Origin of the sequence: Mycolicibacterium agri, assembly GCF_002553505.1 — a bacterium.
Taxonomy (GTDB): Bacteria; Actinomycetota; Actinomycetes; order Mycobacteriales; family Mycobacteriaceae; genus Mycobacterium; species Mycobacterium agri.
Genome location: NZ_PDCP01000002.1, coordinates 118,978 through 142,853 on the forward strand (window position 1 = coordinate 118,978; position 23,876 = coordinate 142,853).

Here is a 23,876-nt window from a genome sequence, read left to right on the forward strand (position 1 = left end):
CGACCTAGCACTCACCGGTCGCGAGTGCCAATTGCATTCTTAGCACTCGACCAGGGAGAGTGCAAGAACGGTATCCGCCCAAACCAGGCCTCGATCCGGCCCCCGATTGACGACACTATGCGCATGCGACTGAGCCAACTGGCAGCAGCCCACAGCGCACGCGGCGGGGCGACCGCTCTCATCCACGACGGCGGCACGCTCACCTACCTCGAACTCTGCGATGAGGTCGACGCGCTGGCCGCCGCAATGCGCGCCGACCGCCTGGCCGGCACACCCGTCGCGCTCATGCTGCCCAACAGCCCCGCACTGGTCACCAGCTACCTCGCCTGTTTCGCGGCGGGCGCAATCGCGGCGCCGCTCAACCGGCGCTACGCCGCGCCGGAGGTCGAGCGCGCGCTGCGCCGGATCCGGCCGCGGTGGCTGCTGGTGCACGCCGATCGCCTCGAGTTGTTGGCCCGCGTCGATGCCTCGACGCTGGCCGATGTGCGGCTGATCCTCGTCGGCGCGGGACCGACCGAGGGGTTCGAGGCCTACCGCGACGTGCTCGACAGCGGCCGAGGGACCGCCTTCGAGCCCGACGTGGCTCCCGACGAGGCGGCCGTCGTCTTCCTGACATCGGGGTCGACGGGCCAGCCGAAGGGCGTGGTGCACAGCCACAACTCCGCGCTGGCGATGTTGACCAGCACGTCGGAGGCGCTCGGTGACGTCCGTGCCGACGACGTCGTCCAGGTGTTCGAGCCGCTCGTGCACGTCAGTGGATTCATCGCCACCTTCACCACACTCCTCGCAGGCGGCACCGTCGTCCTCTACGACGGCTTCGACATCGACACCTATGCCCACGCGCTGCGCACCCACCGGCCCACGCTGATCTGCACCCACATCGACGTGCTGGCGCAGCTGCTGCACGTCGACGGGGTGTGCAGAGAGTGGTTCAGCTCGCTGCGGGGGGTCTACACCGGCGGCGACACCGTGCCGGCCCGGCTGCAGCAGGAGTTCATGGCAACCGCGGGGCTGCCGATCGGGGTGGGTTACGGGATGACGGAAGCGATCTGGCTGACCGTTCAACGGGCGCCGCGCACCAACCGCGACGGCTGCATCGGCAGGCCGGTGCGCGGCGTGCACCTGCGTATCGACGACGCGACGGGCGAGGTGCTGGTCTGCGGACCGATGGTGATGAAGGGCTATTGGGAGGACGACGCGCTGACGGCCAGCACCCTGATCGACGGCTGGTTTCGCACGGGAGACCTCGCCGAGCAGGACGACGACGGCGTGTGGTGGTTCACCGGCCGGATCAAGGACGTCATCGTGCGGCGCACATCGAAGATCACGCCCGGCGAAGTCGAAGCCGCGCTGGAGCAGCATCCGTCCGTCGAACTCGCGGCGGTCGTCGGCGCCCCCGACGCAGAGGAGGGACAAGTGCCGGTGGCCTTCGTGGTGCCGCGGGCAGGCGCGACGCTGGCGCCCGACGAGCTGGTGGCGTTTCTCTCCGACCGCATCGCCGCCTACAAGATCCCGGTCCGCTTGCACCTGCGGTCGGCATTGCCACTTACCCCCAGCGGCAAGATCTCTCGGCGCGAACTAGTGGAGTCGGCATAACTTCACCGCGGCCGCAGGCCGTCCAGGATCACATCGGTCAGCCGGGCGGCAGCGTCGGGGTGACTGGCCTGCATCGCCAGGCTGCCGTTGAGGATCGCCTTGATGTCGGACCCGACGATGCCCTGCCGCACCGTACCCGCCTTCTGGCCCAGCTTGACGAGGTCGTCGAGCAGGGCGATGAAGCCCTCCTCGGCCTCCGGCATCGCCGCCTTGATGTCAACCCCGACGCCTGCCAGCGCGTCGGCAAGGCCGCGGTCGGTCGCGCCCCACTGCAGCACCACCCGACGGAGAAACGCGTACAGCGCCTCGGGGTCACCGGTCGCCAGCAGCTCGCGGCCCTCGTCGACCATGCGGCAGATCCGGTCCTCGACGACGGCGCGGTACAGATCCTCCTTGGTCGGAAAGTGGCGATAGACCGTGCCCGCGCCGACGCCTGCCCGGCGGGCGATCTCGTCGATCGGAACCGCCAGCCCTTCGGCGGCGAACGTGTCGTAGGCGACCTGGAGCACGCGGGCGCGGTTGCGAGCCGCGTCCGCGCGCAGGGGCCGCTCCGGCTTGGCCAACGAAATCACCTCGGGAATAGATAAACGGGGCGTGCGTTCCGCATAGTCGTCATCAAACGGAGCGCTCGCCCCGTTTAATTCGATTGTAGGAGAGATCGCCATGAGCAAGTGGACCATTGCCGACATTCCCGACCAGGCCGGCCGCACCGCCGTCGTGACCGGTTCCAACACCGGCATCGGCTTCGAGACGGCCAAGGCGCTGGCAGGCAAGGGCGCGCGAGTGGTGCTCGCCGTCCGTAACACCGGCAAGGGCAGCGACGCCGCCGCCCGCATCATGGCCGAGCACCCCGGCGCCGACGTCGCCGTGCAGGAACTCGACCTCTCCTCGCTTGAGTCGGTGCGCGCCGCGGCCGACCAGCTGCGTGCCCGCCACGAAACGATCGATCTGCTGATCAACAACGCGGGCGTGATGGCACCGCCGAGGTCGACGACCAAGGACGGCTTCGAATTGCAGTTCGGCACAAACCATCTCGGTCACTTCGCCTTCACGGGCCTGCTGCTGGACCGACTGGTTGCCACTCCGGGTTCGCGGATCGTGACGGTCAGCAGCAGCGCGCACCGGTTCGTCAACGGCATCCGGTTCGACGATCTGCAATGGGAGCGCGACTACCGCGCGATGCGCGCTTACGGCCAGTCCAAGCTCGCCAACCTGATGTTCACCTACGAACTGCAGCGCCGCCTGGCCGGCACACACACGATCGCCGCAGCCGCGCACCCCGGCGCGTCGCAAACCGAACTCGGCCGCAACGCATCCCTGCGTCTGACGCTTGCGTTTCTGCCGGTCGTGCCGCTGCAGCAGCCCGCGACGATGGGCGCGCTGCCCACACTGCGCGCGGCCACCGACCCGGGTGTGCTCGGCGGTCAGTTCTTCGGCCCCGACCGCTTGTTCGAAACCCGCGGCTATCCCGTCGTCGTCTCCTCGACACGCGCGTCACACGACATCGATGCGCAGCGCCGGCTGTGGAGTGTTTCCGAGGAGTTGACCGGCGTCACCTACCCCATTCCCGCGACGGTCTGAACGTGGCAGGGTGGGTAGGGATGTCACTTGTCGTGCCGCCCTACCCACCACCGCGATACACCAAAGACGAGCCGGAGGTCAGCGCGTGGCTACGGCGTGGCGACGAACCGCCGGACTACGACTCCTTCGGCACGGTGCAGTACCACTACCTGGCCAACCAGCAAGCCACCGACGGCGACTACGGCCTCTACCGCGTCGACATCGCCCCGAGGGGCGGCGGCCCAGGCCCGCACTTTCACCGCGCGATGTCCGAGGCGTTCTTCGTGTTGTCGGGCACGCTGAAGCTGTACGACGGCAACGGCTGGATTGACGGGCACCCCAACGACTTTCTCTACGTGCCACCCGGCGGCATCCACGGTTTCCGCAACGAAGCCGACGCCCCGACGTCCATCCTGATGCTGTTCGCTCCAGGCGCGCCGCGCGAGCACTACTTCGAGGGTTTCGCCGAACTCGGCGACATGACCGACGACGAACGCCGCGAGTGGTTCATCAAGAACGACAACTTCTTCATCGAGTGATCACTCGGCGGCACTGCCCTGCTGCTGCCGGTCTTGGCGTTCAGTTCGTCGCTCGGCGATCTTCTTCTTCACCTGCTCGACGCCGGCCTCGACGCGGTTGCGCAGCTTGCGCAGGTCATGGAGGTCATTGCGAATGACTTGGCGCAGCGCGCCGCCGCGGTCTCTGTGCTGTTGACCCACAGGCAGTTTCGGCAGGCCCCGGTCGAGCACCGATTGGCGGACCTGCTGCTGGCTCTGCACGTTGCGGCGAATCTCGCCGTCGCGCAGATACGGCCGGGTGTCGCCGGGTTCGTCGTGTCGAACGTATGCGGCATCGACCACCGGCCGAAGAACGTCGTCGACCCTGTCGACGAGCGCGTCGGGCGCACCGACATCGCGGAACGCCTGTGTCAGAGGCAGATTCCCGGTCGGGACGAGGTAGGTCGTGACCGCGCCGTGCTGCTCGTCCTTCCTTTCGATCTCGCTCACCGGCGTCAGGCCGGACACGACGGTCTGCGCGATCGGCGGGCCGTGGACGTAGGCGATGCCCGCCAGCGCGTTGGCGGCGGCGAGTAGGTTCCAGGGCCGATCCGGGGCGTCGGCCCAGCCGTCGTACTCGCCGATCACGATCGTCGTGTCGTACGCAGACTGCTGGATGCGTTCGATCCGGTAGTTCAAGACGGGGATGAAGGTGCCCTCTTTGAAGTACTCGGCCACGCCTGCCTCCGGCGGGGCGATCAGGACGACCCTGACGTCGTTCTGTGACGGTGCATCGGCGCCCTCGGCGAGCTCGCGCGCGACTCGCCAGGCCACCATGCTGCCCATCGACTCGCCGATGATTACGACTGTGCCGTCGGTCTGCCGCACGACGGCGCTGGCTTGCGCGACTCCGTCGGCGATGGCCCGGTTCGAATCGAGGGCGTTCTGCGAGTACTTGACCACCTCCGGGGACGCGTCGGTGTGGAAGTGCAACCCGATGTCCGGGTAGGAGGTCGCGACCATCGGGTAGAGCGGATTGATCCGCTTGAAGACGGTGGCTCCCGGTATCAAGACCGCTTCTTCGGCGTGGCTGGTCCCGCTCGCCAGCGGGCCGGAGGCCAGCAGCAGCGACACGGCGGCGACCGTGGGCATCAACCGTTTGCGCCAGATGATCATGCCGGAGCCTTGCACATGGATTGTCGTCGCCAGGTGTGTTTGCTCAATTTCGCAGAAAACTGCCCGACCCTCAGCGCAGGCCGAGTACGCCGCGGGTATCACGACACGCCGCTTCCCGTACGGGCCAGCGGCGTGTCGTCGACGGTCGCGACACGACACACCGGCGGGATGCGTGCCCGGAAACCCTTGCGCTAGGCTGACGTCCGATCAGTTTGAGGAGTCTTGGGTGCGGGTAAATGCAGCGCCCGACACCCAGGCTTTACGGAGCTGGCAGCGTCGGGCATTGGTGCGGTACCTTGCCGCCAAGCCACGCGATTTCTTGGCCGTGGCCACCCCGGGATCGGGCAAAACGACGTTTGCCCTGCGCGTCGCCGGGGAGCTGCTGGCCGACGGCGTCGTCGAGCAGATCACCGTCGTGGTGCCCACCGAACACCTCAAGACCCAATGGGCGTTGGCGGCCGCGCGGCACGGTATCGCGCTCGACCCGAAGTTCTCCAATTCCGCCGCGCACACGTCGTCGGAGTATCACGGCGTGGTGGTGACCTACGCCCAGGTCGCCAGCCACCCGACGCGGCACCGGGTGCGCACCGAGAACCGCCGCACGCTGGTGGTGTTCGACGAGATTCACCACGGCGGCGACGCGAAGACCTGGGGTGAGGCTATCCGCGAGGCGTTCGACGACGCGACGCGACGGCTGGCGCTGACCGGCACCCCGTTCCGCAGCGACGACGCGCCGATTCCCTTCGTCACGTATGCGCCCGACGCAGACGGGCTGATGCGCTCGCAGGCCGATCACACCTACGGCTACGCCGACGCGCTGGCCGACGGCGTGGTCCGTCCTGTGGTGTTTCTGGCCTACTCCGGCGAGGCGCGATGGCGCACGAGCGCGGGCGAGGAGCACGCCGCCCGGCTCGGGGAACCGCTGAACGCCGAGCAGACGGCGCGCGCGTGGCGCACGGTGCTCGACGCGAAGGGCGAATGGATCCCGGCGGTGCTGCAGGCCGCCGACAAGCGCCTCACGCAGTTGCGCAACGGCGGCGTGCCCGACGCGGGCGCCATGGTCATCGCCTCGGACCAGAAGGCCGCACGGGCGTATGCCGCTGTGCTGACCCGGATTACCGGTGAGACCCCGACGGTGGTGCTGTCCGACGACCCCGGCTCGTCGGCGCGCATCGCCGAGTACTCGGCGGGCACCAGCCGGTGGCTGGTCGCTGTGCGCATGGTGTCCGAGGGTGTCGACGTGCCGCGGCTGACCGTCGGCGTCTATGCCACCAGCGCGTCGACGCCGCTGTTCTTCGCCCAAGCGATCGGCCGGTTCGTCCGGGCGCGGCGGCCGGGCGAGATCGCGAGCATCTTCCTGCCGTCGGTGCCGACGCTGCTCGACCTGGCCAGCCAGCTGGAAGCCCAACGCGACCACGTGCTGGGCAAGCCGCACCGAGAGTCGCAGGGCTTCGACGACGACGCGCTGCAGGACGCGGCGCGCAAGAAGTCCGAGCCCGACGAGGACAAGGGCTTCGAATCACTGGGCGCCGACGCCGAATTGGACCAGGTGATCTTCGACGGCTCGTCGTTCGGCACCGCGACACCGGCAGGCAGTGAGGAAGAGGCCGACTATCTTGGCATCCCCGGCCTGCTCGACCCCGAGCAGATGCGAGACCTGTTGCGGCGCAGGCAAGAAGAACAGATCAACAAGCGCACGGCGTCGGGTGAGGTGCCGCGGCCGTCGACCCACTCACAGTTGCGGGAACTGCGCCGCGAGCTCAACACGCTGGTGTCGGTCGCCCACCACCGCACCGGCAAGCCGCACGGCTGGATTCACAACGAGCTGCGCCGGATCTGCGGCGGCCCGCCGATTGCGGCCGCGACGACCGAGCAGCTGAAGGCACGCATCGAGGCGGTCAGGCAGTTGCGCGCCTAGCTGTACTGGGACAGGACGTTGGTAGCAGGCGTGTTGGCTTGATGTGAGGAGAACCTCCGGGTGGGGTGTGGCTTGTCTAGGTCCACCACCGTCCGGAGGTTCTCGTGTCCCACCGTAATGCCCGTACGACGTTTCACGGCCGCCTGCTGATGGTGCACCGGTATCAGGCTGGTTGGCCCAAAGCCCACATCGCGAAAGCGATGGGGGTCTCGCGTAAATGCGTCCACACCTGGATCAGCCGTTTTGAGACCGAGGGTGAAGACGGTCTTCACGACCGGTCCTCGCGGCCGCATACCAGTCCGAGCCGTGTTCGGCCCAGCGTGGAGAACCAGATCGTGGCCTGGCGCAAACGCCACCGCTGCGGCCCTGACGAGATCGCCGCCAAGCTCGGGATGTGCCCGCGAACGGTGTCCCGTGTGCTCAACCGCCGACAGATGCCCCACCTACGCGAGCTGGACCCGATGACCGGTCAGCTGATCCGCGCTTCTAAGACCACCGCGGTGCGTTATGAGCGGTCGCGCCCCGGCGAGCTGGTGCACATGGACGTCAAGAAGCTGGGTCGCATCCCCGCCGGCGGTGGATGGCGAGCACACGGACGAGGACGTGCTCCGGATCGAGATCGCAGGAACGGCAATGGATTCGACTACATTCACTCGTTAGTCGATGACTACTCACGGCTGGCCTACTCAGAAATCCTGCCCGATGAGAAAGGCGCTACCTGCGCCGGGTTCCTACGACGAGCAGCCCATCATTTCCGCGCACACGGAATCACCACCATCGAAGAGGTGATGACCGACAACGCCTGGGCCTACCGCTACTCGATCCGTGACGTGTGCGCAGAGCTGGGCGCACGACAAGTGTTCATCAAACCGCACTGCCCATGGCAGAACGGCAAGGTCGAGCGCCTCAACCGCACCCTGCAGACCGAATGGGCCTATAAACGCGTGTTCGCCTCCAACGCCGACCGTGCTGCAGCCCTTGCGCCCTGGCTCAACTACTACAACACTCAACGACGCCACAGCGCACTCGGCGGCCTCCCACCGACCAGCCGACTGATACCAACGTCATGACTCGGTACACCTAGCGCCTGGCCTCGGCGAGCTCGGCCAGGTGCCGCAGTGAATTGTCCAGGTGTGACATCTCGAACGGCGGGAAACTGATCTTGTCCCGAATCGGTTGCGGCGCAGCCGACCAGTCGTAGGTCAGCCTGACTGTGGTGCGGTCGTCGTCGAGCTGCTCGAGGTCGTAGCGCCAGAACCAGCCGCCGAATTCCAGTTCGCCATCGTCGGCGCCCTGACCGGGCTGCCAGGCGATGGCGCGCGGCGGGTCGAATACCGTCACCCGGTTGGCCACCTCGTAGTGATTGTGGTCCTCTTCTGGATTGTCGAAATACATTGCCATCCGGAAGATCTGGTCGACGCCGGTGATGCGCGCCGAATTCAGTGGTTCACGCACCCAGCCGGTGCCGTCGATCGCCTGATGCGTGGCCGGGTCGGCCAGGATCGCGAAGACCGTGTCGACCGGCGCGTCGACGGTTCTGCCGGCGGCGATGGTGTCGTCGGTGGAAGTCATTGTTGACGCGCCTCGGCGAGCTCGGCCAGGTGGTGCAGCGAATTGTCCAGGTGCGACGGCTCGAACGGCGGGAACGCGATGTCGCGCAGCTGTGGCGGCACGCCCGACCAGTCGTAGGTCAGCGTCACCTCGGTGCGGTCGTCGCCGACCGGTTTCAGGTCGTAGCGCCAGATCCAGCCGCCGAAGACGAGTTTGGAATTGTTCATCATGTTGCCCTTCTCGTCGGGGCCCTGCCCCGGCTGCCAGCCGATCGCGCGCGGCGGATCGAACACGTCGATGCGGTTGGCCATCTCGTAGTAGCCCTGCGGGTGGTTCTCGTGATACATGGCCATCCGGAAGATCTGGCCGGTTTCGGTGACCGGCTTGCCGTCCAGCGATTCGCGAACCCAGCCGGTGCCGTCGATCGCCTGATGCGTCGTCGGATCCGCGAGCACCTCGAAGACGGTTTCCGGCGATGCGTTGACGGTGGCCGTTGCTTGTACGCGTTCTTCAGTCATGCCCATACCGACCGGGGCAGGCGGCGAAACTCATCGCGACAGGCAGAGCAGCTCCGGCAGATCGGCGACCGAGTCGATGACGTGGTTGGGTTGCATGGCGAATTCGTCGGCGGCCCACCGGTCCAGGGTCTCCTGCCGGAACTTGCCGGTGCGCACCAGCACGCCGGTCATGCCGACCACCTGCGCGGCCAGCACGTCGTTGTTGAGGTCGTCGCCGACCATGTACATCTCGTCGGGGTCGACGCCGAGGCGTGCTGCCGCGGCGAGAAACCCGGCGGGCGCGGGCTTTCCGACGGCGGTGGCCTTGCGGCCCGACGTCTCCTCCATCCCGATCAGATACATGCCGGTGTCGATGCGCAGGCCCCTGGTGGTGTTCCACGAGGTGCTGCGGTGCATGGCGACCACAGGTATGCCCTGGGTCATCCACTCGTAGACGCGGCTGAGCGTCAGGTGGTTGTACTCGGGGCCCGCGCCGCCGAGCAGGATGACGTCCGGGGTCTCCGGCACCACATCGGCGTCGTAGTCGTAGGGGTAGATCAGGTCGATGCCCGGCATGTCCTCGGCGATGTCGCCGCTGTTGACCAGCAGGCAGCGCGCGTCGGGGTAGTTGGCGCGGACATAGTCCGCGGTCAGCGCGGCCGCGGTGATCACCTCGTCGGCCGCCACCTCCATGCCCGCGCGGGTCAGCAGTTCGGCGATCTGCACGCGGGTACGGGTCGTGGTGTTGGTCAGGTAGGAGCGGGCGATCTGGTGCTTGGCCAGCACCCGCAACGTCTCGGCGGCGCCTTCGATCGGCTCCCACGAGGTGACCAAGACGCCGTCGATGTCGAACAGCACGCCACCGACCGCCATGGTGCGACAGTAAACGGCGCGAGGTGGTGTGCAAGTCGACAGGGGGTCATCGGCGCGCCCACCGGCTGTCGGCCACCCACGGCGACGCGGTCGCGGCGATCGACCAACTGAGTTCGGCCGGAACGTCGATCAGCCGATAGTGCTTGACGCCTGCGGCAGTGGCCGCGATCAGCGTCGCCACCTTCGCCCGGCGCTGGAAGAAGGTCTGGCGAACCGTCCAGCCGATGATGCCCGCGGCCGCGATGCAGTCGCGACGCTGCTCGATGCTGCCGGCCTGGGCGACCAGCCACTGCCCATCCACCCGGTGGCCGAGCGCACGGGCGCGGTCGGCGGCCAGCAACGCGCAGCACACCGCGAGGCATGCCACCGCCACCCACGCCCAGAACGGGACGCCGACGGACACCGCCGCGACGAGCAGGCCCACGGTGGCGAGCGCGGGCAGAGCCAGCGCGCGGGTCCAGCGTCGACGCGTCGCGGCCGGGCCGTGCCCACGCAGCGGGCCGGTCACCGCATCGGCGTTGTCGATCAGCCCGGCCAGCACGGCCTCCGCGGTTTCGGCGGGGCACGGCGGAAGCAGCAGTGACGCCTCCCCCGCCCCCGCGACGCCCGTCATCACCGCGTCGAGCCGGGCGCCGCCGAGCAGCCGCACAAGCAGCGGGCGCCGCAGCGTGCCGCCGCGCAGCCGACGCATGTCGAAGGTCTGCTCCCGCCTGCGCAGCAGGCCGTGCTCGAGATGCAGCACCTCCGCGTCGCGGCGCAGTGTCAGGTTGCCGTACGTCACCAGCGACCGCAGCACCGACAGCGCGACCGCGACGACCACCACCACGGCGGCGACGACGGCGACCGTCGCGACGATGCCGAACCGCTCCGCGGTGTCGCGGCCGGACTCGGCGATTCGCGAATGCTGAAGTGCCGCACCAAGTCCCGCCTGGTACACGACGCCGACCGCGGCGGTGATCATGGCCAGGCCGGTGAAACTCAGCGGGCTGTAGCGCAGCCATGACGGCTGCCAGCGGGCCAGTAGCCGCCCGGGCGCCGGCTGCTGCTCGCCGGCGCCGTCGGCGACGGCCAGCGAATCGGCCAGCAGAATGGAGCGTAGCCGCGGCACATCCTCGGCGCGCACCGCGTCCAGCGCGAACGCCGCGTCGCCCTTGGCCTGTTGGCCGGTGCTTACCCGCAGCACCGTCAACCCCAACAGCTGGTGCAGCAGCCGCGCCTCGGTCTGCACCGAACGAATTCTGTTGCGCGGCACCGAGATCACTTTGCGCTGCAGCAGACCGGTGCGCAGTTGCACTTCGTCGGGCTCGATGCGGTAGGTGGTGGTGAACCAGCGCAGCACACCGAATGCGACGGTGGCCGCCAGCGCCGCAACGGTCCACATGAAATTGCCGGTCGCCGAGCCAACCACGATTGCGCCGATCAGCAGCGGGATCTGGCGCAGCACCTCATGTACGGGGTGCACCAACAACATCCGCGGGCTGAGCCGATGCCACAGCCGCTCGGTGGTCGGAGTCGGTGCGGTCATGTCGCGTCCTCGGCGCCGATGGCGGCGATGTCGGTGAGCTGCGCGACGATCCGGTCGGCGACATCGGAGTCCAGCGCCACGATGTGCACCGCACCGGCCGACGACGCCGTCGTCACCGTCACATTGGCCAACCCGAACAACCGGTCAAGCGGCCCTCGGTAGGTGTCGACGGTCTGCACCCGCGACACCGGCGCGATCCGGCGCTCCTGCACCAGCCAGCCAGATCTGGTGTACACCGCCTGCGGGCTGATCTCCCAGCGGTGGACGCGGTAGCGCCAGATCGGGACCACCACGACGAACACGACGATGCCGATCACAGTGGCGACCGCCGCGGCGACATGCAGCCACGCCCGCCCACTGTCGAGCACGAACCACACCACCTGGGCCACCACCAGCGCCAACCACGGAATCGCCGCGCCGACGGCCCACACCAACGGAGCCTTGCGGCTGGGCGGATTGGCGGGATCGACCAGATGAGCGACCAAGTGGATGCCACCGCTTTCCGACATGGGACCGACGGTAATCGGCCGTGAGTAGTCTGCTGGTCATGACTGCAAAGTGGACCGCCGCCGACATCCCTGACCAGTCGGGGCGCCTCGCCATCGTCACCGGCGCCAACTCCGGCCTCGGCTACGACACCGCGGCCGCACTGGCCGCCAAGGGTGCCCATGTGGTGCTGGCGGTGCGCAACCTCGACAAGGGCCGCGACGCGGTCAACCGCATCAAGGCCGCCAGCCCGAACGCGGTCGTCGACCTGCAGGAGCTGGATCTGACTTCGCTGGAGCGCGTCCGCAAGGCGGCCGAGGAATTGCGCGGCGCCCACCAGCGCATCGATCTGCTCATCAACAACGCGGGCGTGATGTATGTCCCGACGCGGGAGACCACCAAAGACGGCTTCGAGATGCAGTTCGGCACCAACCATCTCGGCCATTTCGCGTTGACGGGTCTGCTGCTCGACCGCATGCTCCCGGTGGACGGGTCGCGGGTGGTCACCGTCAGCAGTGTCGGGCACCGCGTGCTGGCCCGCATCCACTTCGAGGACCCCCACCTGACCCGCAAGTACAACCGCATCGAGGCCTACGGGCAGTCCAAGCTGGCCAACCTGATGTTCACCTACGAACTGAAGCGTCGGCTGCAGGAAAAGGGCGCAGCCACCGCGGCGCTCGCCGCCCATCCCGGCTTCGCCGACACCGAACTGATGCGCTACATACCGAGTTTCATACCCGACTTCATGTGGAAGTTCGGCGCCCAGCCCGCGTCCATGGGCGCGCTGCCGACGCTGCGGGCGGCCACCGACCCCGGCGCCCGCGGCGGCCAGTACTACGGGCCCGACGGCCCATTCGAAGTCAGGGGCCATCCGAAAGTCGTTGCCTCCAGCGCACAATCGCGCAACCCGGAACTCCAGAAGCGGCTGTGGGCGCTGTCCGAGCAACTGACCGGCGTAACCTTTCCCGTCTGATGCGATCTGTAACCGAACACCAGAAAGTCGTCGCCGATCTGATCGTGCCACGCGCACCGATCGACATGCCGTTGGCCGATGCGCTCGGGTTGGTGCTGGCCGAGGATGTGGTGGCCCCGCTGTCGCTGCCGGGATTCGACAACTCGGCGATGGACGGCTACGCCGTGATCGCCGACGACGTCGCCGACGCCGGCCCCGAACACCCGGTGCTGCTGCCGGTGGCCGAGGACATCCCGGCCGGGCGCACCGATGCGCTGACGCTGAAACCCGGTACGGCACACCGCATCATGACGGGCTCACCGGTGCCGTCCGGCGCCACCGCGATCGTGCCGGTGGAGGCGACCGACGCCGCGACGGACACCGTGGCGATCCGCGCGTCGGCCAAGCCAGGGCAGCACATCCGCCGCGCCGGCGAGGATGTCACCGCGGGCACGACGGTGCTGCAGGCAGGCCAGGTGGTGACCCCCGCCATGCTCGGTCTGGCCGCCGCCCTGGGACTCGGTGGGTTGAAAGTCATTCCGCGACAACGTGTTCTGGTGATGTCGACCGGATCGGAGTTGGTCGCGCCCGGCCAGCCGCTCAAGCCGGGACAGATCTACGAGTCCAACGCCGCCATGCTGGCCGCGGCGGTCCGTGCCGCCGGCGCCGAAGTGGTCGCATCGCCGATGGTCGGCGATGACGTCGAACAATTCCGCACCGCACTGGACAACCACGTCGGCGACGCCGACCTCATCATCACCACCGGCGGGGTGAGCGCAGGCGCCTACGAGGTCGTCAAGGACGCGCTTCTCAAAGAGGTCGAGTTCGTCAAGGTCGCGATGCAGCCGGGCATGCCGCAGGGGTCGGGCACCGCGGCGGGCAGGCCGATCGTCACGCTGCCCGGCAATCCCGTCAGCGCGCTGGTGTCGTTCGAGGTGTTCATCCGCACCCCCCTGCGCGCCGCCATGGGCCATCCGCGGCCGTCGCGGCCGACGCTGACCGCGGAGTTGACGGAGGACCTCACGTCGCCGCGCGGCAAGCGGCAGTTCCGCCGCGGCGTTCTGGACGCCGAAACGAAAACCGTCACCAGCTACGGTCCGCCGGCGTCGCACCATCTGCGCTGGCTGGCTTCGGCCAACTGTCTGCTGGAGATCGACGAGGAGGTCACCGAACTGGCGGCGGGCTCGCAGGTCCACGTATGGGACCTGTCCAGCGGCTAGCCACCCGTAGAATCGCGACACGATGGCCAGACGCCCCGACCTTCGATCAGGCCCCGCGCGACTGGCGGCCCTGGCGAAAACCACCATCCCTCCGATGCACCCCGCCGGGCTGCCGTTCGTCGGCGCAAGTCTGGCCGTGGCAGCGGTGGGCCACCGCAACATGTGGCTGCGGCGCGCCGGCCTGTTGGCCGCCGCCGCGAACGCCGCGTTCTTCCGCCATCCGCCGCGGGTGCCGCCGACCCGGCCGGGTGCGGTCGTCGCCCCCGCCGACGGGATGATCTGCCTGGTCGAAGAGGCGTTGCCGCCCGCCGAACTCGGCCTTCCGGAGCGTCCGCTGCCGCGCGTCAGCATCTTCCTGTCGATCTTCGACGCGCACGTCCAGCGCATCCCGATCAGCGGTGAGGTGGCCGCCGTCGTGCATCGGCCTGGGCTGTACTGGTCGGCCGAACTGGCCGCCGCAAGCCAGGACAACGAGCGCAACAGCGTGCTGATCCGCACGCCGGAAGGGCACAACGTGGTGGCGGTGCAGATCGCCGGGCTGGTGGCCCGCCGCATCGTCTGCGACATCGCCCAAGGCGACAAGGTGATGATCGGCGACACCTACGGGCTGATCCGCTACGGGTCGCGGCTGGACACCTACCTGCCTGAGGGCACCGAAGTGCTCGTGCTGCCGGGCCAGCGCGCCGTCGGCGGCGAGACCATCCTGGCGGAGCTGCCGCGATGAAGCCTTTGAAGCCCCGCGTCAAGAGGAGAGTCGTCAGCCTTCGGATACTGCCCAGCGCCATGACGGTGGCCGCGATCTGCCTCGGCCTGTCGGCGGTGAAGTTCGCACTCGACAACCGGCCGACCGAAGCGATGGCGTTTCTCGCGGTGGCCGCGATCCTCGACGCGCTCGACGGCCGCATCGCCCGGCTGCTCAAGGCCACGTCGAAGATGGGCGAGGAGATCGACTCGCTGGCCGACGCCGTGAATTTCGGTGTGGCACCGGCTTTGATCGTCTACGGCACGCTGCTGTCGCAGTCGCGGATCGGCTGGATCGTGGTGCTGCTGTACGCGGTCTGTATCGTGTTGCGGCTCGCGCGATACAACTCGATGCTGACCGAGGAGCAGCCGCCCTACACCAAGGAATACTTCGTCGGAATGCCCGCACCGGCCGGGGCGATCGGCGCGATCGGGCCGCTTGCCGCCAAGATGCAGTTCGGCGAGGGCTGGTGGACTTCCGAGCCGGCCGTGGTGATTTGGATGATCGGCGTCTCGCTGCTGGTGGTCAGCACCCTCCCGATGCGCAAGATCCACACGTTCGCGATATCGCAGAACATGGTCGTTCCGTTGTTGGCGCTATTGGCGATCGGCGTTGCCGCGGCGATCCTGTACGGCTACATCGTGATCATGGCGATCATCGTCGCCTACGTCATCCACATCCCGTTCGCGGTGCGGACCAAGGCGTGGCTGGCCGAGCACCCGGAGGTGTGGGGCGAGCGGCCCAAGGCGCAACGCCAGGCGCGGCGGGCCATTCGACGCGCGCAGCCGCACCGCCGTTCGATGGCCCGGCTAGGCCTGCGCAGACCCCCGAAGGCCTGACATGACCGACTCCGACGTCGCGGAGCGTCCCTCGCCGCGCAACCATCTCGCGTTGACGGCGCGGCTGAACACCTCTGCGCTGGACTCGCGTCGCGGTGTGGTCCGGCTGCATCCGGAAGCGATTGCAGCGCTGGGTATTCGGGAATGGGATGCGGTGTCGTTGACCGGTTCGCGGACCACCGCCGCCGTGGTCGGCGTCGCACCGCCCGGAACGCCGGCGGGCACCGCGCTGATCGACGACGTCACGCTGTCCAACGCGGGCCTGCGGGAGGACACCACGGTGCTCGTCGCGCCGGTGACGGTGTACGGGGCGAAGTCGGTGACCGTGCGCGGATCCAAACTGGCCACGCAGTCGGTACCGCCTGCGACGCTGCGGCAAGCGCTGCTCGGCAAGGTGATGACGGTCGGCGACACCGTCTCGCTGTTGCCGCGTGACCTCGGTCCCGACATCCCGTCGACGGAGGCCAGCAAGAAGCTCGCCTCCGCCGTCGGCATCACGTGGACGTCCGAACTGCTCACGGTGACCAGCGTCGACCCGCCAGGAACCGTTAGCGTGCAACCCAACTCGTCGGTCACCTGGGCGTCTGCCGCCCCACCGTCATCGCCGCCGTCACCGTTGTCGTCATCGTCGTCATCGTCGTCATCGGAGCAACCCACTACTCCGCCGCAGCAGGCGACATCGGTGGTCAAGCCACCGTCGGCCCCTTCGGTCAGCTTCGACGACCTCAAGGGCGCACATGCGCAGGCCAGCCGACTCGCCGAGTGGCTCAAGCTTGCGCTCGACGAACCCGATCTGCTGAAAAGCCTTGGCGCAACGGCGAATCTCGGCGTACTGGTGTCGGGGCCCGCCGGTGTCGGCAAGGCCACCATGGTGCGCACCGTGTGCGCGGGCAGGCGCCTCGTCGAACTCGACGGCCCGGAAGTGGGCGCGCTGCGCGCCGAGGACCGCCTGCGCGCTGTCACGTCGGCGGTGTCCGACGTACGCAACGGCGGTGGGGTGCTGCTGATCACCGATATCGACGCGCTGCTGCCCGCCGCCGCGGAACCGGTGGCGACGCTGATCCTCACCGAACTGCGCAACGCCGTTGCCACCGCAGGTGTGGCGTTCGTCGCGACGTCGGCCGTGCCCGAGTCGATCGATGTGCGGTTGCGCGCGCCCGACCTGTGCGACCGCGAGCTGGGCCTGAGCCTGCCCGACGCCGCGACCCGCAAGCAGCTGCTCGAGGTGCTGCTGCGGGATGTCCCCGCCAAGGACCTGCAACTCGACGAAATCGCCCAGCGCACACCAGGTTTCGTCGTCGCTGATCTATGCGCCCTGATGCGCGAGGCGGCGCTGCGGGCAGCCGCGCGGGCCAGCGAGGACGACGAACCGCCCATGCTGACCCAGGCCGACCTGACAGGGGCGCTCAGCGTCATCCGGCCGCTGTCGCGCTCTGCCACCGAGGAGGTGGCCGTCGGTTCGGTGACGCTCGACGACGTCGGCGACATGGCCGAAACCAAGCAGGCGCTCACCGAAGCGGTGCTGTGGCCGCTGCAGCATCCCGACACCTTCGAACGGCTGGGCGTCGAGCCGCCGCGCGGCGTGCTGCTGTACGGGCCGCCCGGCTGCGGGAAGACCTTCGTGGTGCGCGCGCTGGCCAGCTCCGGACGGCTGTCGGTGCACGCCGTCAAGGGCGCCGAGCTGATGGACAAATGGGTCGGCGCATCGGAGAAGGCCGTGCGCGAATTGTTCCGCCGCGCCCGCGATTCCGCGCCGTCGCTGGTGTTCCTCGACGAGATCGACGCGCTGGCTCCCCGGCGCGGGCAGAGCTTCGACTCCGGGGTGACCGACCGCGTGGTGGCGTCGCTGCTGACCGAACTGGACGGCATCGAGCCGCTGCGCGACGTCGTCGTGCTGGGCGCGACCAACCGGCCCGACCTGATCGATCCCGCGCTGCTGCGGCCGGGCCGGTTGGAGAAACTGGTGTTCGTCGAGCCGCCCGACGCCGAGGCCCGTCGCGAAATCCTGCGCACCGCAGGCAAATCCATACCGCTGGCCGACGACGTCGACCTCGGCGCGCTGGCCGAGGACCTGGACGGCTACAGCGCCGCCGACTGCGTCGCGCTGCTGCGCGAGGCCGCGCTGACAGCCATGCGGCGCTCGATCGACGCGGCGGACGTGACAGCGGACGACGTGGCCAAGGCCCGCGAGACGGTGCGCCCGTCGCTGGACCCGGTGCAGGTGGAGTCCCTGCGGGCGTTCTCCGCCGGTCGCTGACCCCCTCTTTTCCCCTCGCGAGCAGACGCTAAGGTCCGCTGCTTCCTGGGGTTTTGCGGGCACAAGTGTCTGCTCGCGGGGTAACGGATCTTGACAGTGACAAGTCGGGACGGCATAGTGTGCGTATCTAGACATTGTCAAGATCTTGGGGAGGCGCCATGACAACCGCGGCCGCACAGCCGATCCGCGCGGGCGACCGCGACCGGGAGACCACCGCATACGAGCTCGGCTTGGCGCTCGCGCAGGGCTATCTGGCGATGGACGAATACGAGAAGCGGCTGCAGGCCGCATTCGTCGCCAACACCACCGCTGAGCTGCGACAACTCGTCGCCGACCTGCCGGTGGCGGAGTTGCGGCGCAACGACCCGCAACGCCGGGCAGCGCGTCGCGCCGCGGCCCGCCGCAGTGTGCAGATCCACCTCGCCGGCTACCTGGCGATGGTCGCGATCGTGCTGACGGTGTGGCTGGCCGTCGGTCTGACGGCGGGCTCGTGGTACTTCTGGCCGATCTGGCCGATACTCGGCGCGGGCATCGGGCTGGTCGCCCACGCGCTGCCGATCCGCTACGGCGCCGGATGCGCGCCGGTCAAGGCTCGATCAGCCCTGCCCGGATCGCGTAGCGCGTCAACGCCAGCCGGTCCCGCAGGCCCAGCTTGGCCAGCGTATTCGTGCGGTGGCGATCGACGGTCTTGGCGCTGATGCCAAGCGTGTTGGCGATCTCGCGCGACGAGTAGCCCTCCGCCACGAGCTTGAGCACCTCCTCCTCCCGTGGCGTGAGGATGTTGTCGGGGAGGTCGTCGCCCTGACGCGCCCGGTTCAGATAGTCGCGGATCAGCGCCGTCACCGCGCCCGCGTAGAGGAACGGCTCGCCGCGCAGCGTGGCCCGGCACGCCTCGAGCAGGTCGCGGTCGGCCACCGACTTCAGCACGTATCCCGACGCGCCCGCCTTGAGCGACTCGAAGAAGTACTGCTCGTTGTCGTACATCGACAGGATCAGGATGCGCACGGTCGGGTGGGTGCGGTTGATCTCGCGCGCGGCCTGCAGACCGGTCATCCGCGGCATCGCGATGTCGAGAATGGCCAGGTCGACGGGGGTACCGTCGAGCGCCTTGATCGCCTCGTGCCCGTCGGCGGCCTCGGCGACCACCTGCAGATCGGGTTCGGCGTCCAGAATCATGCGCAACCCGCTGCGCACCAGCGCATGGTCATCGGCGAGCAGTATTCGAGCGGCCTGAGCGAGCATCAATCCACCTGTCCACTGAGCGGAATGTAGAGCCGCACCTCGGTGCCCTCGCCTCTCGGCGACGTGATCGTGAGGTCGGCATTGACCAGCAACGCGCGTTCACGCATCCCGTTGATCCCGGCCCCCTCACGCGTAACACCGCCCTTGCCGTCGTCGGCGATGCGCAGCGTCAGCCGGTGGGGGGTGGTGTGCAGGTCCAGCCAGACCTTGTCGGCGTCGGCATGCCGCGCGACGTTGGTCAAGCTTTCCTGCGCCACCCGGTAACACACCAGCTCGATGTCGGGGGGCAGCCGATCCACTTGCGAGGCAATGTGTTTGACGACGGTGATGCCCGCGGCCTGAGTGAACTCGCTGCACAATGCGGCCAGGGCGCTGTTCAGCCCGAGGTCCTCGAGCGCGTCGGGGCGCAGACGACGCGCGATGCTGCGCACCTCGTCGAGGCCCGAGCGCACGGCTTCCTGCGTCTCGGCCAGCTCGTTGCGGATCTCCACGGGCGCCCGGTCCACCGCGCGTTTGAGCACCAGCAACGCCACCGTCAGCGTCTGGCCGATCTCGTCGTGCAACTCCCTGGCGATACGCTGACGCTCGTTCTCCTGGGCCGCCAACGCCGTCGCGCTGGCCGTCGAACGTTCCGACTTGAGCATCGGCGCCAGGCTGCGCCGCAGCAGCAGCGCATTGGCGGTCAACATCACGGCCAGGCCGACGATGAGCACCGGGATCTCGGTGAGCTTGACCCGCGCAGACACCGTCGCAGGCGACAGCGCCAGGATCAGCGTGCCGAGCGTGAAGATCAGGCCGTTGATCATCACGACGCGCCGGAACAGGGCGGTCGCGCGGCTTCGCGCCCGATTCATACCCATCAGCGTGATTGCCTGACATCTATTTGTCCATACGGCCTGTTCCCCACCCGATATGGGGGTCAGCCCCGATGGTCAACGACGCCCGACCTGCACAAACTGGAACCCACCCGCTGATCGGCCCGCTGATCGCCCGCTGTTGCTGGAGCGCCGGGTCGACGACCTGATCGGAGACGAGGACCATGTCAATCACCGCAGACACCGCCGGGAACGAAATCATGCAAGCTCACGAGATTGCCGTCACGCCGCCGACGGTCCGGATGGACGATCCGGTCTCCAAGGCCGTGCAGCTGATGGTCGTCAACCGCCTGCCGGGGCTGGTGGTCGTCGACGACGACGACCGGCCGATCGCGGTACTGCCCGGTACTCAAGTGCTCCGCCTGACCATTCCGGAGTCGTACCGCGACGACCCGGCCCTCGTGCGCACGGTCGACGAGATACACGCCGACCTGTTCTGGCACGGCCCCGGCAAGCTGACCGTCGGTGATTGCCTGCCCACGCCCGTGGCCAAGCCGACGACTGTCGCGCCTGACGCCACCCTGCTCGAGGTCGCCACCGTGATGGCGAACAAGCGCAGCCCGCTGATCGCGGTCGTCGACCGCGACGGGCGACTCATCGGCGCGGTCACGCTCGAGCGATTGCTGACGAGCCTGGCGGTCGCCGGCCCCAACGACTGATCCTCGGTCCCGTGCTGGCCCCCCTGCTCGCACTGGGGATCTTCGTCGGAGCCTTCTGGTTCATCGCGACTGAGCGGGCCGACAAGGTCAAAACCGTTCTCCTCGCCGCCGGCCTGATGACGCTGCTCGGGCTGACCCCCGGCGTCAACGTCTTCTACTCCGAACACGAAGGCATCGACTGGAACGTCATCTTCCTGCTGCTCGGGATGATGGTGATCGTCGGCATCATCAGGCAGACCGGCCTGTTCGACTACCTGGCCATCTGGGCGGCCAAGCGATCACGCGGAAAACCGTTCCGGCTCATGGTGATGCTGATGCTGATCACGGCGATCGCCTCGCCGGTGCTCGACAACGTCACCATCATCCTGCTGATCGCCCCCGTGACGCTGGTGATCTGCGACCGGTTACGAATTCCCCCGCAGCCCTACCTGATCGCCGAGGTGCTGGCATCCAACATCGGCGGCGCGGCCACGCTGATCGGCGATCCCCCGAACATCATCATCGGCAGCCGAGCGGGCTTGACGTTCAACGACTTCCTCATCCACATGGCGCCGATCGTCGCCGTCATCTTCGCGTTGTTCGTCGTGCTGACCCGTTTTCTGTTCCGCCACGACCTGCGCGACAACGGAGTACACGCCGACGAGGTGATGGCGCTGCAAGAGAAGCGGGCCATCAGAGACAGCCGGCTGCTCGTGCGCTGCCTCGCGGTGCTGGCCGTCGTCATCGCCGGGTTCGCGTTGCACTCCGTGCTGCACGTCGCCCCGTCGATCGTCGCGCTGCTCGGGGCCGGCGCCATGGTGTTGGTCACCGACGTCGACATCAACGAAATCATCCCGGAAGTGGAGTGGCCGACGCTGGTGTTCTTCATGGGCCTGTTCGTGATGGTCGCCGGACTGGTGCACACCGGGGTCATCGGCGCGCTCGGCGACGTCGCCGAGTCGGCGTTCGGCGACAACTTCCTGGGCGCGGCCACGGCGCTGCTGTTCGGCTCGGCGGTCGTCGGCGCCTTCGTCGACAACATCCCCTACACCGCGACGATGACGCCCGTGGTGGAAGGCATGGTGGCGAATGCTCCCGACGTCGAGACCGGCCGGGCCCTGTGGTGGGCCTTCGCGCTCGGCGCCTGCTTCAGCGGCAACGGCACGGCCATTGCGGCCAGCGCAAACGTCGTCGCGATCGGCATCGCCGCCCGCGCGGGGCATGCGATCAGCTTCTGGCGGTTCACCCGGTACGGGATTGTGGTGACGCTGCTAACAACCGCGCTCGCGTGGGTATACGTCTGGCTGCGCTACTTCTGAGCGCGCGCCCTATACATGCCATAGTGATGTCCCGTGCAAGTCTTACCCGTCGTCGACGCGCCACCGGCCCGCCGCATCCGCGATGACCTGAACGGTCTGCGCGGGCTGGCGATCGCGCTAGTCGTCGTCTACCACGTGTGGTTTGGACGGGTCTCGGGCGGCGTGGACGTGTTCCTGGTGCTCTCGGGGTACTTCTTCGGCAGCCGCCTGCTGCGCATGGCGGCCGACGGGCAGCGGCCCGCATTGCACACCGAGATCAGCAGGCTGCTGCGCCGGCTGCTACCCGCGCTGGTGGTGGTGCTCGCCGCGTGCGCCGCGCTCACCGTCTACGTCCAGCCCCAGACCCGCTGGGAAGAGTTCGCCAACCAGGGCCTGGCCAGCCTCGGCTACTACCAGAACTGGTATCTCGCCTCGACCGTGAACGACTACCTCCGCGCGGGCGAGACCGTCAGCCCGTTGCAGCACATCTGGTCGATGTCGGTGCAGGGGCAGTTCTTCCTCGCGATCCTGCTCGTCGCCTGGCTCATCGCGCTGTTCGCCGGACGCCGCAGGCGCGCGGTGCTGATCTCGGTGATCGCGCTCGGCACGGTCGCCTCGTTCACCTATGCGGTGATCGCGCACAACATGTCTCAGTCGACCGCCTACTACGACAGCTTCGCGCGGGCCTGGGAGTTGTTGGTCGGCATGCTCGCCGCCGCCCTGCCTGCCACGCTCGTGTCGGGACGGTGGCGGGCGGTGGCCGCCGTGCTCGGTTTGGCCGGCATCCTCGCCTGCGGCATCGTGCTCGACGGGGCCGCACAGTTCCCCGGCCCGTGGGCGCTGCTGCCCGTCGGCGCGACCATATTGGTGATCCTCAGCGACAGCGGCGCGAATTCCACTGGCGCATGGCCCAACCGGATTCTGGGCGCGCCCGTGCTGGTGACGGTGGGGGCGATGGCGTACGCGCTCTACCTGTGGCACTGGCCGCTGCTGATCTTCTGGCTGGCCTACAGCGGCAAGGACGGTGTCGGCATCGCCGACGGCGCGGCGGTGATGGCCGTGTCGGGCGTGCTGGCGTATCTGACGCTGCGACTGGTGGAGGATCCGCTGCGGCGCGGATCGCCGAAACCCGAGGCTGAAGCCGAGGCGGCTCAACCGGTCAGGCGGCGACGTCGCATCGTGCTGCTCGGCACCTGCGTGATTCTGCTCGCGGTGGCGCTGACCCTGACTTCGTTGTTGTGGCGCCAGCACGTTGCGGTGGTCCGCGCGAGCGGTTCGGAACTCGCGCAGCTGTCCACGCGCGACTATCCCGGCGCCCAAGCGCTCTTGGGCCACACCAAGGTAGCCAAACTACCGATGCGGCCGACGGTTTTCGAGGCACCCGACGACCTGCCTGCGCCGACAGTCGACGGCTGCATCACCGACTTCCCCGGCACCGAGATCGTCAGGTGCAGCTACGGTGACCGCAACGCGTCGCGCAGCATCGCGCTGGCGGGCGGCTCGCATGCCGAACACTGGATCGGCGCGCTGGACATCCTCGGCCGCAACCACGGATTCCGCGTCGACACCTTCCTGAAGATGGGATGCGCTCTGACGCTTGACGATCCGAACATCCCCGACTCGGAGCATCCCTATCCGCAATGCCGCGAATGGGTGTACAAGACGCTGGACACGATCATCGCCGAGCGTCCGGACTTCGTGTTCACCAACACCACGCGTCCGCGCACCGACGGGCCGGGCGACATGGTTCCCGACTCCTATGTCCACGTGTGGGAAGAGCTGGGCGCCAACGGCGTTGCGGTTCTCGGGATTCGTGACACCCCGTGGATGCTGCACGACGGCATGCTGGTCTCGCCCGTGGACTGCCTGGCCGATGGCGGCGACCCGGACTCGTGCGGGGTGCCGCGTCGCGAGGCGCTCTCCGACTACGACCCGGCGCGTGACTACGACGACGACTTTCCGCTGCTTCACCTGCTCGACCTCAGCGACGCGATATGCGGGATGGACACCTGCAGCGCCGTCGAGGGCAATGTGTTGGTCTACCGCGACGCGCACCACTTGACGCAGACGTACGTGCGCACCCTGGCCGACGAGTTGGGTCGGCAGATCTCGGAGGCGACCGGGTTCTGGTGAG

The 23,876-nt window shown here is 68.2% G+C and carries 22 protein-coding genes and 1 pseudogene; 14 read left to right on the top strand and 9 right to left on the bottom strand.

Translation table 11 applies throughout. The annotated features are described in order from the left end of the window. The first annotated feature begins 123 nt into the window (after window positions 1-123). Window positions 124-1,596, top strand: coding sequence for a class I adenylate-forming enzyme family protein (locus CQY20_RS01760; protein WP_163700930.1), 1,473 nt, complete (start codon window positions 124-126; stop codon window positions 1,594-1,596). Window positions 1,597-1,598: 2 nt separating this feature from the next. On the opposite strand, the gene CQY20_RS01765 is transcribed toward CQY20_RS01760, so the two are convergent. Next, entirely contained in the window at window positions 1,599-2,159 is a 561-nt protein-coding gene (locus CQY20_RS01765; RefSeq protein WP_097938026.1) for a TetR/AcrR family transcriptional regulator, read from the bottom strand. A 100-nt stretch (window positions 2,160-2,259) separates the two neighbouring features. Here CQY20_RS01765 and CQY20_RS01770 point away from each other — a divergent pair, with 100 nt between their 5' ends. Together CQY20_RS01770 and CQY20_RS01775 are read left to right on the top strand one after the other, a co-directional pair. Next, complete coding sequence (locus CQY20_RS01770; RefSeq protein WP_097937927.1) at window positions 2,260-3,177, top strand: SDR family NAD(P)-dependent oxidoreductase; 918 nt, start codon at window positions 2,260-2,262, stop codon at window positions 3,175-3,177. A gap of 20 nt (window positions 3,178-3,197) precedes the next feature. After that, window positions 3,198-3,695 (top strand): cupin domain-containing protein, encoded by a 498-nt coding sequence (locus tag CQY20_RS01775; protein ID WP_097937928.1) that lies wholly within the window; start codon window positions 3,198-3,200, stop codon window positions 3,693-3,695. Here CQY20_RS01775 and CQY20_RS01780 read toward each other — a convergent pair whose 3' ends face one another. After that, window positions 3,696-4,829: a PE-PPE domain-containing protein gene (locus CQY20_RS01780; RefSeq protein WP_097938027.1), complete on the bottom strand. Its 1,134-nt coding sequence runs from the start codon at window positions 4,827-4,829 to the stop codon at window positions 3,696-3,698. 226 nt (window positions 4,830-5,055) lie between these two features. Here CQY20_RS01780 and CQY20_RS01785 point away from each other — a divergent pair, with 226 nt between their 5' ends. Further along, window positions 5,056-6,747, top strand: a complete 1,692-nt coding sequence (locus tag CQY20_RS01785; protein WP_097937929.1) for a DEAD/DEAH box helicase — start codon at window positions 5,056-5,058, stop codon at window positions 6,745-6,747. Between the two features lie 104 nt (window positions 6,748-6,851). After that, a complete protein-coding gene (locus tag CQY20_RS01790; protein WP_097937930.1) occupies window positions 6,852-7,817 on the top strand; it encodes an IS481 family transposase in 966 nt (321 codons plus the stop codon). Window positions 7,818-7,827: 10 nt separating this feature from the next. Here CQY20_RS01790 and CQY20_RS01795 read toward each other — a convergent pair whose 3' ends face one another. The 5 genes from CQY20_RS01795 to CQY20_RS01815 are packed head-to-tail and all read right to left on the bottom strand — an operon-like array spanning window position 7,828 to window position 11,702. Further along, entirely contained in the window at window positions 7,828-8,319 is a 492-nt protein-coding gene (locus CQY20_RS01795) for an SRPBCC family protein (protein WP_097937931.1), read from the bottom strand. Then, window positions 8,316-8,816, bottom strand: coding sequence for an SRPBCC family protein (locus CQY20_RS01800; RefSeq protein WP_097938028.1), 501 nt, complete (start codon window positions 8,814-8,816; stop codon window positions 8,316-8,318). The genes CQY20_RS01795 and CQY20_RS01800 overlap by 4 nt, the downstream gene beginning before the upstream one ends. Before the next feature lie 30 nt (window positions 8,817-8,846). Continuing rightward, window positions 8,847-9,668, bottom strand: coding sequence for an HAD-IIA family hydrolase (locus CQY20_RS01805; protein WP_097937932.1), 822 nt, complete (start codon window positions 9,666-9,668; stop codon window positions 8,847-8,849). A 46-nt stretch (window positions 9,669-9,714) separates the two neighbouring features. Then, entirely contained in the window at window positions 9,715-11,193 is a 1,479-nt protein-coding gene (locus CQY20_RS01810; protein ID WP_097937933.1) for a PH domain-containing protein, read from the bottom strand. Further along, the gene (locus CQY20_RS01815) at window positions 11,190-11,702 is read right to left on the bottom strand and encodes a PH domain-containing protein (RefSeq protein WP_097937934.1); all 513 of its coding nucleotides are present in this window, start codon (window positions 11,700-11,702) and stop codon (window positions 11,190-11,192) included. The genes CQY20_RS01810 and CQY20_RS01815 overlap by 4 nt, the downstream gene beginning before the upstream one ends. Before the next feature lie 38 nt (window positions 11,703-11,740). Between CQY20_RS01815 and CQY20_RS01820 the strand changes: the two genes are divergently transcribed. From CQY20_RS01820 to CQY20_RS01845, 6 genes and pseudogenes are all read left to right on the top strand, one after another. Beyond that, the gene (locus CQY20_RS01820; protein ID WP_097937935.1) at window positions 11,741-12,652 is read left to right on the top strand and encodes an SDR family NAD(P)-dependent oxidoreductase; all 912 of its coding nucleotides are present in this window, start codon (window positions 11,741-11,743) and stop codon (window positions 12,650-12,652) included. Further along, a complete protein-coding gene (moeA, locus tag CQY20_RS01825; protein ID WP_097937936.1) occupies window positions 12,652-13,851 on the top strand; it encodes a molybdopterin molybdotransferase MoeA in 1,200 nt (399 codons plus the stop codon). Before CQY20_RS01820 ends, moeA begins: the two co-directional genes overlap by 1 nt. 22 nt (window positions 13,852-13,873) lie before the next feature. Further along, window positions 13,874-14,575, top strand: coding sequence for a phosphatidylserine decarboxylase (locus CQY20_RS01830; protein ID WP_097937937.1), 702 nt, complete (start codon window positions 13,874-13,876; stop codon window positions 14,573-14,575). Beyond that, window positions 14,572-15,432, top strand: coding sequence for a CDP-diacylglycerol--serine O-phosphatidyltransferase (gene pssA / locus CQY20_RS01835; RefSeq protein ID WP_097937938.1), 861 nt, complete (start codon window positions 14,572-14,574; stop codon window positions 15,430-15,432). Before CQY20_RS01830 ends, pssA begins: the two co-directional genes overlap by 4 nt. A gap of 1 nt (window position 15,433) precedes the next feature. Next, complete coding sequence (locus CQY20_RS01840) at window positions 15,434-17,689, top strand: AAA family ATPase (protein WP_097937939.1); 2,256 nt, start codon at window positions 15,434-15,436, stop codon at window positions 17,687-17,689. Window positions 17,690-17,847: 158 nt separating this feature from the next. Further along, window positions 17,848-18,261 (top strand): annotated as a pseudogene (locus tag CQY20_RS01845) (DUF1707 domain-containing protein); the annotation flags it as partial. 13 nt (window positions 18,262-18,274) lie between these two features. Here the strand turns inward: CQY20_RS01845 and CQY20_RS01850 are convergent. Both CQY20_RS01850 and CQY20_RS01855 read right to left on the bottom strand, forming a co-directional pair. Further along, window positions 18,275-18,931: a response regulator gene (locus tag CQY20_RS01850; RefSeq protein WP_097937941.1), complete on the bottom strand. Its 657-nt coding sequence runs from the start codon at window positions 18,929-18,931 to the stop codon at window positions 18,275-18,277. Next, window positions 18,931-19,785, bottom strand: a complete 855-nt coding sequence (locus CQY20_RS01855; protein WP_097937942.1) for a sensor histidine kinase — start codon at window positions 19,783-19,785, stop codon at window positions 18,931-18,933. The genes CQY20_RS01850 and CQY20_RS01855 overlap by 1 nt, the downstream gene beginning before the upstream one ends. 185 nt (window positions 19,786-19,970) lie before the next feature. On the opposite strand from CQY20_RS01855, the gene CQY20_RS01860 reads away from it, so the two are divergent. Genes CQY20_RS01860 through CQY20_RS01870 form a run of 3 tightly spaced genes read left to right on the top strand, consistent with a single transcriptional unit; the run spans window position 19,971 to window position 23,875 of the window. After that, window positions 19,971-20,465, top strand: a complete 495-nt coding sequence (locus CQY20_RS01860; protein WP_234816058.1) for a CBS domain-containing protein — start codon at window positions 19,971-19,973, stop codon at window positions 20,463-20,465. An 11-nt stretch (window positions 20,466-20,476) separates the two neighbouring features. Continuing rightward, window positions 20,477-21,763, top strand: a complete 1,287-nt coding sequence (locus CQY20_RS01865; protein WP_097937943.1) for an ArsB/NhaD family transporter — start codon at window positions 20,477-20,479, stop codon at window positions 21,761-21,763. Window positions 21,764-21,796: 33 nt separating this feature from the next. Then, window positions 21,797-23,875, top strand: coding sequence for an acyltransferase family protein (locus CQY20_RS01870; RefSeq protein ID WP_234816059.1), 2,079 nt, complete (start codon window positions 21,797-21,799; stop codon window positions 23,873-23,875). Window position 23,876 lies beyond the last annotated feature (1 nt).